7 protein-coding genes are annotated in these 10,364 nt (G+C 32.7%); all 7 read left to right on the plus strand.

Features of this window, described 5'->3' with window-relative positions:
* The first annotated feature begins 67 nt into the window (after positions 1-67).
* A complete protein-coding gene (locus PKN74_RS07230; protein WP_472310047.1) occupies positions 68-1,417 on the plus strand; it encodes a glycoside hydrolase family 28 protein in 1,350 nt (449 codons plus the stop codon).
* Between the two features lie 270 nt (positions 1,418-1,687).
* The gene (locus PKN74_RS07235; protein ID WP_472310049.1) at positions 1,688-4,564 is read left to right on the plus strand and encodes a fibronectin type III domain-containing protein; all 2,877 of its coding nucleotides are present in this window, start codon (positions 1,688-1,690) and stop codon (positions 4,562-4,564) included.
* A 107-nt stretch (positions 4,565-4,671) separates the two neighbouring features.
* Positions 4,672-5,985, plus strand: a complete 1,314-nt coding sequence (locus tag PKN74_RS07240) for a pectate lyase family protein (protein ID WP_472310051.1) — start codon at positions 4,672-4,674, stop codon at positions 5,983-5,985.
* 24 nt (positions 5,986-6,009) lie between these two features.
* Positions 6,010-7,239, plus strand: a complete 1,230-nt coding sequence (locus PKN74_RS07245) for a Gfo/Idh/MocA family protein (protein ID WP_464233989.1) — start codon at positions 6,010-6,012, stop codon at positions 7,237-7,239.
* A 26-nt stretch (positions 7,240-7,265) separates the two neighbouring features.
* Entirely contained in the window at positions 7,266-8,267 is a 1,002-nt protein-coding gene (locus PKN74_RS07250; protein ID WP_472310053.1) for a Gfo/Idh/MocA family protein, read from the plus strand.
* Between the two features lie 47 nt (positions 8,268-8,314).
* Positions 8,315-9,628, plus strand: a complete 1,314-nt coding sequence (locus PKN74_RS07255; RefSeq protein WP_464233994.1) for an oxidoreductase — start codon at positions 8,315-8,317, stop codon at positions 9,626-9,628.
* Between the two features lie 12 nt (positions 9,629-9,640).
* On the plus strand, positions 9,641-10,364 hold a 724-nt coding region (locus tag PKN74_RS07260; protein WP_472310055.1), incomplete at its 3' end, for an FAD-binding protein.

Here is a 10,364-nt window from a genome sequence, read left to right on the forward strand (position 1 = left end):
ATTGAAGTAGCTGAACATATTAAAAGACATGTTAAAGAATTAAAGATCCCTGAAAGAGGCAAATAATATGTATGAAGAACTTAAAAATAAGATTTTAAATAATATTCACAAGATAGACTTTCAAAATTGTATAAAGATTTCTTTAGAGGATTTTGGAGCTAGAGGCGATGGAAGTTATGATAATACTAATATTTTTAAGAATGCAATAGATTATTGTTATCAATTAGGTGGAGGTGTTATTGAGGTACCCGAAGGGGTTTTCCTTACCGGTCCTATACATTTAAAAAATAACATTAATTTATTTCTGAATAAAAATTCTACGATAAAATTTATTGATGATCCCAAAAAATATTTACCATCGGTTTTTACTCGATGGGAGGGTGTAGAATGTTATAATTACTCTCCTTTTATTTATTCTTACCAAGCAAAGAATATTGCTATTACTGGTGAAGGTACTTTAGATGGTAATTGCAATAACACAAATTGGTGGTATTGGTGCGGAAAAGAGGAATATGGATGGAATTCAGGGCTCCCCAATCAAAATGAAGATAGACGGAGACTTTTCCATATGGCAGAAGAAGGGCTTCCAGTTGAAGAAAGAGTTTTTGGTTCTGGTTCTTATTTAAGGCCAAGCTTTATTCAATTGTATAAAAGTGAAAACATTCTTGTGGAAGGAATAAAGATTATAAACTCTCCTATGTGGTGTGTACATCCAGTGTTGTCAAAAAATATTGTTATAAAAGGGGTTACAATCGAAAGTTTGGGACCAAATAATGATGGAATAGATATTGAATCGTGTGAAAATGTTTTAATTGAAGACTCATTTTTAAACAACGGAGATGATTGTATAGTAATTAAGTCTGGAAGGAATGCTGATGGTCGCCGTATAGGTGTTCCTACAAAAAATGTTTTAGTTAGGAATTGTGAGATGAAAGATGGACACGGAGGACTTGTTATTGGCAGTGAAATAAGTGGAGGAGCAAAAGATATAATAATTGAAAATAGTATAATGGATAGCCCGAATTTAGACGAAGCAATTAGATTTAAAACAAATAGTTTAAGAGGGGGAAATATAGAAAATATTTACGCAATAAATATTAAAATTAATCAAGTGAAAAATTCTGTTCTAAAAATAGATTACTACTATGAAGAGGCAGATGTAGGAGAATATGATCCTACAATAAAAAATGTATATTTAGAAAACATAGTCTCAATGAAAAGTACTTACGGAATGTTGATAAAGGCGTATAAAAGGGCACCGGTTGAACAACTTCAAATAATAAACTGTGATTTTAGGGATATTAGTTTAGGACATCATATAGAATACGTCAGAGAAATAAATTTTGTAAATCTCATAATTGAAAAACAAAAATTAGATATGAAAGTAAAAAATATTGAATTATTCAACTTTTATTAATGAAGTACGTTCCTTATTTGATCTCTGTTTTTTTTTCAACTTAAAATATTTATTTACCATTTATAAGATTTTTAAGAAAAAATGAAGATATTTACCCCTATTTTTTATTAAATCCCCCTAGTTACCAATAACCAAACTTGAAAAAAAGATAACCGGCAGGTATAATTTTTATGAACAAAAAATAAGAAAGTTATTTTCGTATTATGAAATTATTTTTTTATCTTTTAAAAATTCATACTTCGAACGAATTAATTATGGAGGTGGGACAATATGGGTAAAAAGTACAAACTGCTAGCCTTTTTTTTGTGCATGTTCTTAGGCATTATAACAGCTTTTGGAGGAAATGTATATCCACCAACTTATCTATGTGTACCTTCGTTGGGTGTAGATGAAAGCAGTATACTGTTGCTATGGAGTAAGCCGGAGATTAGTGAAGATATTGTGGATTACAACATATATGTCAATGGAAAATTTGTGGGTAGTGCTAAAGAAAGCTTCAAGATGAATTCTTCTTATACTTATGCTTATATTAAAGCTTTTTATGAAAATAACACAGATGATTTTCATCCGGTTATAGATGTTCATCACATGAAGATAACAAATCTAACTCCTAATACAACATATAAAATTTTTGTGAGGTCTGTATCTAGCAATGGAAAAGAATCAGAAAATAGTCCTGAAATCGAAATTAAAACAAATCCTTCTCCTGTTATATTAAATGTACTTGATTACGGTGCAGTTGATACAGGAAGAATTACTGATTATACATTTGGAGATAACAATGAAAAAATTATAAAAAATACTAAGGCAATTCAGCAGGCCATAGATGACTGCCCTAAAGGTGGAAAAGTAGTCATTCCCGCTGGCACATATACCACAGGTGCAATATGGTTAAAAAGTGATATTACATTAGAAGTTCAAGAAGGAGCAACCTTGATAGGTTCGCCGAATGCTGATCATTATCCTTTTAATCATCTCTTATATGATTATTCTACTGATACAAGGAGATGGGCTCTTATAAATGCATATTCTAAAGATGGAAAAGAGCTTAAAAATATAAGAATAGTTGGAAAAGGAACAATAGATGGAAATGGATGGAAATATTGTACTGCTGATGGAAAGATAATATCAGAAAAGATGGTACCTCAAATTAAAAATGAACTTGATCCTAAAGAAGAAATTTATAATTTACCAAGGTACATAGCTGGTAATAACGTTAAAGTAACCGATGGGGACTCAGCAAATAAAGAGCCCTTTGGGATTTTAGCGGCAGATGCAGTAAATAAATCGAAAAACTTAGGTTACTCTGTTTCTGAAGCATATTCAACAAGGCCTAGTTTGATGATATTTAAGGGAGTAGATGGTTTATATATAGAAGGTGTCACCTTACGAAATCCAGCATATCATGGGATTGTTTTCCTTGAAAGCGATAATATAACAGTTTATTCTACTATTCACCAAACTTATGATACAAATAATGGGGATGGAGTTGAATTTGGTAATTCTAAAAAAGCCCTTGTTGTTGCAAACTTCTTTGATACAGGAGACGATGCTGTTAATTTTGCTTCTGGAATGGGACAACCTGCTTTAGATAACAATCAAAGATCTTCCTCGGATGTTTGGGTAGTGAATAATTTTATAAGAGAAGCACACGGTGGTGCAATTGCAGCAGGTAGTCATACAGGGGGATTTATAGAAAATATTTTAATAGAAGATAACGTTTTAAACTTGACTGATATGCCTTTTAGATTTAAGAGTAACTTGAGTAATGGTGGAGGAGTTAGAAATATTTATATAAGGGACAATGTTGTTGCAAACCCTGGCACAGGCTCTGGAGGACAAGTTATAACTCTGTCAACAGCATATAGTGATCCTAACCAAGTTATAAATTTTGAACCAGGAAAGAGTCCTGCAGAATTTTCGAATATAAATATTGAAAATTTAACAGTATCGAATACAGGAAACGCTGTGCCTTTAGAAGTTATAGCCGACTTAGACAAAGTGTGGCATACACATAATAATGTACATTTGAAAAACGTAGTGTTTAAAGATGCAAACAAACCTATTAGTTTAAAAGGCTTAGAAGAAAGCTCTTTTACGGATGTAGTCATTACGGGTATAGATGCTGAAAAGGCATGGTCAATCTCTAATTGTAACGGATTAGTTTTTCTCGGTAAGACTGTTCAATCTAATATTACCAAAAACGCACAGAATCCTCCTACATGGGCTAACACTTCTTTAAAGGGTCGTTCAAATTCAAAAGGAACGGAAATCGAGTTATCGTGGAATCCTGCTAAAGATGATGTTAATATTGAAAAGTACAAAATAATAGGATATCTCAATAGTCAAGAGATAATTGAGGTTTCAACTAAAGACACGAAAATAACGATTTCAAATGTAATGCCAGGCTTGGTATACGAATTTCAAGTAGTAGCAGAAGATGCAGTAGGTAATAGAGTTTACTCAAGCAAAATTAAGGTACCAACAAATGGAAAAAGGGATTTTTCACCAATTCTTTTGCCTAAAGAAGGATTAGAAGTCATGGTTGTTGAAAATAGTATTGGATACACATGGGCAACAGTTGAATTTAATGCCTCTCCTGATGTTAATGTTCGAAAATATGAATGTTTAGTTGATGGAATAAAGAAGGTAGAAGTTCTAAATCCTGCTAAGGAAGGAAAGATACGGATAACTGCAACAGGATTAAGAGCAGGAGAAGACAATAAGGTTGAAATAGTGGCGCTAAATGATAATGGAACAAGATTGACTTATAGGCCCATTACTATCCGTACATGGGACAATTATGATACTGACGCACCATCTTGGACAAGTAAAGAGTTAACATTAGAAAAAATAGATGATAAAACATTGAAGGTTAGTTGGCCAGTTGCCATAGATAGTAATGAAATATTAGGTTATAGAGTGTATGTTAATGGAAAGCCGATAAAGCAGAGCATGGACGAATTTTTGCCCACTAACGACAAGTACACAACAAATAATACATATTTAGTGATTACAGGTTTAGACTTATTAAATGAAAATTACGAAATAAAAGTCGAGGCTGGAGACGTATGGTGGAAATCTAAGATTGGCAAAGCTCCGCACAATTGGACACTAAGTGGTCCTATAGGGATCTGGAGTAAGTAGTATTATTTTGAATTTAAGGTTCGGGATTTCATACCCCGAACTATTTGAAAAATGACTTTAGAATCTCTAATCTTTTATAATAAAATTATGGATAAAAGGAGGTTCTTATGAAAATATCAAGAAAAGTTGGATTACTAATTATTACTCTATCTTTTTTACTTGTTTCGGTTGGTTTTGGTACTAATCTTGAGATTGATTCTTATCTTCTTGGTTTAGGCAAGCAAGTTCTTTCAGATAATGATGGTTGGGCATCATCTGGAATAGGAACAACTGGAGGCTCTAATGCTGCAGATGAAAGTATTTATATTGTAAGAACAAAAGATGAATTATTAAAAGCTCTTGGTGAAGGTATGACAAATGATATTCCCAAAATAATATTTATAGAAGGAACTATTAAGATAAATGAACCTTACGAAAAATACAAAGATCCTGAATTTGATTTTGAAAAATATCTTGAAGAATATTCACCTGAAAATTGGGGTAAAAAAGAAGTTACTGGTCCTTTAGAAGAAGCTCGTCAGCGATCTCAACAAAATCAGGCCAAAGATATAGTAATTTACGTGGGTTCAAATACCACTTTGATAGGAGTTGGTAGAGATGCAAAAATATGTGGTGCAGCCTTACAAGTTAAAGGTGTTGAAAATGTAATCATAAGAAATATTACCTTTGAAAGTCCTGTTGATTATTTTCCAGCATGGGATCCAACAGATGGAGAATTCGGTGAATGGAATTCAGAATATGATTGTTTAACTATAGAAAACTCTAAAAATGTCTGGGTTGATCATTGTACCTTTAGTGATGGAGATTATTTGGATAGTGAGGCACCTGTATATTATGGAAGATTATTCCAACAACATGATGGATTATTAGATATTAAAAATGGAGCAGATTTAATAACAATATCTTACAATGTTTTTTATAATCACGATAAAACTATGCTTATAGGGTCTAGTGATAGTCGCATACAAGATAGAGGACATTTAAGAGTTACGCTACATCATAATCTTTTTGAAAATGTTACTCAAAGATTACCAAGAGTAAGATTTGGTCAGGTACATGTTTATAACAATTATTATAAGATAAATTCAAATTCTTCTTATTATTTTGATTATGCTTGGGGTGTTGGAGTAGAATCTCAAATATATGCTCAAAATAATTATTTTGATTTGCCTTGGAATATTAGCGTTGCAAATATCATAAGAAGATGGAAAGGTAGTAATATTTACGAAGAAGGAAATGTGGTTTCTTATCCCGCCAGTGAACCTTTTCATGTTAATATTCTAAAAGCGCATAACGAGGTAAATGTAAATGATAAATTGATTTCTTCGGTTGAATGGGAGCCAACTATGTTTAAGAGGATAGATCCGGCAATTTTAGTACCAGCAATAGTTCTTACTCAAGCGGGGGCTGGCAAAATTTAATAAAAGATTTTAGGAGGAAAAATAATGAAGAAGGTTTTTTTTGCGGTTGTAGGAGCGAGGAACTTCGCAGCAGATCATATAAAATTTATAAAAGAGTTAGAAAAGGAAGATGAAGTAAAACTTGCAGCAGTAGTAGTAGAAGACAAACGTAAAAACTTTGATATTGTAAAAGGATTAAAATGCGAAGGAATAGAGGTTTTCGAGTCTTTTGAAGAACTTCTAGAAAAAGGTAGAAAGTTTGTAGATATAATTACTTTACCAACAGCTATACATACACATTCAGAAATGGCTATAAAGGCTATGGAAAGTGGCTATGACGTTCTGTTGGAAAAGCCCCCAGCTCCTACAGTTCAAGAATTAGACAATATAATCAAAGTTGAAAAACAAACAGGAAAGTTCTGCTCTATAGGTTTTCATATGATACATGCAAGGAGTATCAGAAGGCTAAAAGAAATTATTTTAGAAGGCAAATTAGGAGAAATAAGACAAATAAGTTGTATGGCTTTATGGCCTAGATATAAATCTTACTATCTTAGAAATGACTGGGCTGGGAAAATAATTTACAACGGACACATTGTTTTAGATGGGCCCATGCACAATGCGCTAGCTCATTATTTAAATAATATGATTTATTTATTAGGTCCTTCTATGAACGAATCAATAGATTTAGATAGTTTAAGAGCTGAATTTTATAGGGCGCATACCTACATAGAAGCAGAGGATACGTCGTGTTTAGAAGCAAAAACTGTTAATGGAACGAAAATTTACTTTTATGTAACTCATGCTAGTGAAAAAAAATTAGATCCCTATATGGAAATTGAAGGTACTAAAGGAAGGGCGATTTGGGATTTTTCAGAAAACACTAAGATAATGTTAGATAACGGTGAAACAATTGAATTTGGAAACGAGGGAGTAAATCCTCATTTGGAAGTATTTAGAGTAACCGCAAGAAAGTATTTGGGCATTATAGATGAGCTATACTCTACACCAACAAATTCTAGGCCTTTTGTTGTGGCAATAAATGGTGCATATGATTCAGCAGGAAAGATAGTACCGATACCTGAGAAATATGTCCGAGAATACGAAACAGAAGAAAAAGAATATAAGACAGTATTGAAGGGAATAGATGAAATAATATATGAGGCATTTGAGAAAAAGCTTCTTTATTCAGACCTTGCTGTGGAATGGGCTGTACCTACTAAAGAAGTAAATGTAAGAAATTACAAATTTTTCAATCCATTTATCAAAAAATAAAAGGTAAAGAAGGAGAAATTAACATTATGAAATTATGTATTGTGGGTTCTAGTGGCCATTATCATTATGTATTGAATCCTTTAAGGTTTAATCGAAATTTAAATATCGATATAGTTGGAATATCAGCTGGATCACAAGGGGAGCAAATAGATAAAGTATATAAAGAAGTTGTTGACTTAGGCTACAAACCCGAAGTTTTTTATGATTATAGGAAGATGTTTGACAAACTTCATCCTGATATTGCCGTTATCAACTGTTTTTTTGGAGATTTAGCAAGCGTCTCTATTGAAGCGTTGAAAAGAGGAATAAACATATTTACAGAAAAACCGGTAGCAACAACATTGGAAGATCTAGAAAAACTCGAGAGCATATACCATAATCTCAATAATAAACCGTTGTTTGTAGCCATGTTCGGTATAAGGTATAAACCATGGTTTTTAACCGCTTATAAGTATGTTAAAAACGGTTCTATAGGTGAGATAAGACTTTTAAATGCTCAAAAATCATATAAACTTGGAGAAAGAGACGATTTTTATAAAACAAGGAAAAGTTATGGCGGAACTATCCCTTGGGTAGGAAGCCACGGAGTTGATTGGATAAGGTGGTTCAGCAATCAAAAGTTTTTATCCGTTTATGCAACACATTCAAAAAAACACAATAATAATCATGGTGATTTAGAAGTTAGTGCACTATGTCATTTTACTCTTTCAAATGAAGTTTTTGCATCTTTGACAATAGACTACTTAAGACCTAATAATGCCCCAACACACGATGATGATAGATTAAGAGTGGTAGGAACAAAAGGAATAATAGAGGTAATTAATAATAAGGTTTTGTTAATTGATGATGATATCACAGGGGTTAGAGAAGTACCCTTAGAACAAGAAGGAAGTATATTTTTGGACTTCTTAAAAGAGTTAGAAGGTAAAGGTAAATGTTTAATAAGACCAGAAGATTCATTTGAAGTTACAAGGATTTGCTTAAAAGCACTTCAATCGGCTGATGAACAAAGAGTTTTTTATCTTTAATATAAAAAATAGAATTATAAGCTTAATTTTTTTCTGAGGTGGTTTTTTTGAGAGATAGTTATTTTTTTAATTTTCCATCTTTAGAAGAACTAGAGAATGTGGTTAAAGAGTTAAAGTTAGATATTCCTTTTTCAACAAATATTGATTTATTAAAAGAAAAAATTGAAATAAATGGAAAATCACTTAATAATAGAATGGCAATACATCCCATGGAGGGATGTGATGCAACGTTAAACGGTTCTCCTAGTGAACTTACTGAAAGAAGATACATGAGATATACAAAAGGATTAGCGGGTTTAATTTGGTTTGAAGCTACAGCTGTAAGTGAATCAGCCAGAGCAAATAACCAGCAATTGTTTTTAAATACTTATACTTTTGATGATTTTGCAAAGTTAGTAAATATGATGAAAGAAAAAGCTCTAAAGGACAATAAGCACGCACCATACTTAGTACTTCAATTGGCCCATTCGGGGCGTTTTGGAGAAAATAAAGTTATTGCTGTACATGATGAGAAGCTTGACAAAATATCAAAAATAAACTTTTCATATCCCGTTATTACTGATAAAGAACTAGAAGAGCTTAAACAATCATACGTTAATACTGCAAAATTAGCAAAAAATGCAGGTTTTGATGCTGTAGATGTGAAAAGTTGTCATCGTTATTTATTATCAGAATTACTGGGTGCAAGAATAAGAGAAGGTGAGTATGGAGGGGATTACGAAAATAGGACAAAATTTCTCAAAGATGTTGTAAATAGAATAAAAGATGAGGTTGGAATCGAAGTAGCCGTTAGATTAAATATATCAGATTTTTTGCATTATCCTATTGGTTGGGGTATAAATGAACAGGGAGAGCTGGATCTAGCTGAACCTTTAAAATTAATTGGAGAGCTAAAAGAGAGAGGAGTAAATCTTATCAATATAACTGCTGGAAGTCCATACATTAATCCTCACATAAATAGACCTGCTGATGGGGAATCAAAGAAATATACACCACCTGAACCTCCACTAGTAGGTGTTGAAAGGCTAATAAAACTAGCTAAAGAAGTGCAGAGCAGTATTACCGATCTAATTGTTGTTGGTACAGGATTAAGCTGGCTAAGAGAGTTTTTTCCTTATGTAGCTAGTGGAATGGTCGAAAAAGGATACGCCAAAATTATTGGATTAGGAAGGATGGCTTTCGCATACCCTGATTTTGCAAAAGACATTATAGAGAAAAACATGTTAGACAAGAATAAGGTATGTATTACTTGTGTAAGATGTGCAGAATTAAAGGCACATAAGAAAATTACAGGGTGTGTTATTAGGGATAAAGATGTATACTTAAAGCCCTACATGGAAATGATAAGAGAAAAGAAGTAAAGAGGTGAGAATATGATAAAAATAAAAGCAGATGCGGTTGTTGTTGGTGCTGGAGGAGCAGGTTTGAGAGCTGCTTTAAGTTTAAAAGAAACAAATAAAAACTTGAATATAAAAGTTATCTCTAAAGGAAAATTGTTGAAAGATAGTGTAACTGGTACCTCCTATTCTGATAGGATGGCTTTCCATGCAACTTTAGACACTACTGAGCCTTATACGCCGGATTCTTGGAAATATCATGCAGAAGATATTTTCGTTATTGGCGGAATGGTTTCAGATAAAAATTTAGCAGAAATACTAGCTAAAAATTCTAAAGATGCCTTTGAATATCTTAAAAACCTTGGAGTTCCTTTTTCACAAGAAAATGGGAAAGTTAGACAGTTTAGAACAGATGGTTCAAAATATGCTAGGGCTTGCTACACAGGACCCGATACAGCAGTACAAATAGCAAGAGCTCTTGCACGAGAAGTAAAGAATCAAAAAATTGAAGTTATAGAAAATGTAATGATACAAGATATTTTACTTGATAGGGAAAATAGGGTTAAAGGAGTATATGGAATTAACGTTGTGACAAATGAATTATTTATAGTAGAGACACCTGCTATAATTTTAGCAACTGGAGGTGCTGGACAAGTCTATTCTGAGAATCTTTTTCCAATAATGTGTACAGGCGACGGTCATGCGGCAGCACTAAGAGCAGGTGCAGAACTTGTTAACATGGAGTTTATACAAATAGGAA

Origin of the sequence: Defluviitoga sp., assembly GCF_035349255.1 — a bacterium.
Classification (GTDB): Bacteria; Thermotogota; Thermotogae; order Petrotogales; family Petrotogaceae; genus Defluviitoga.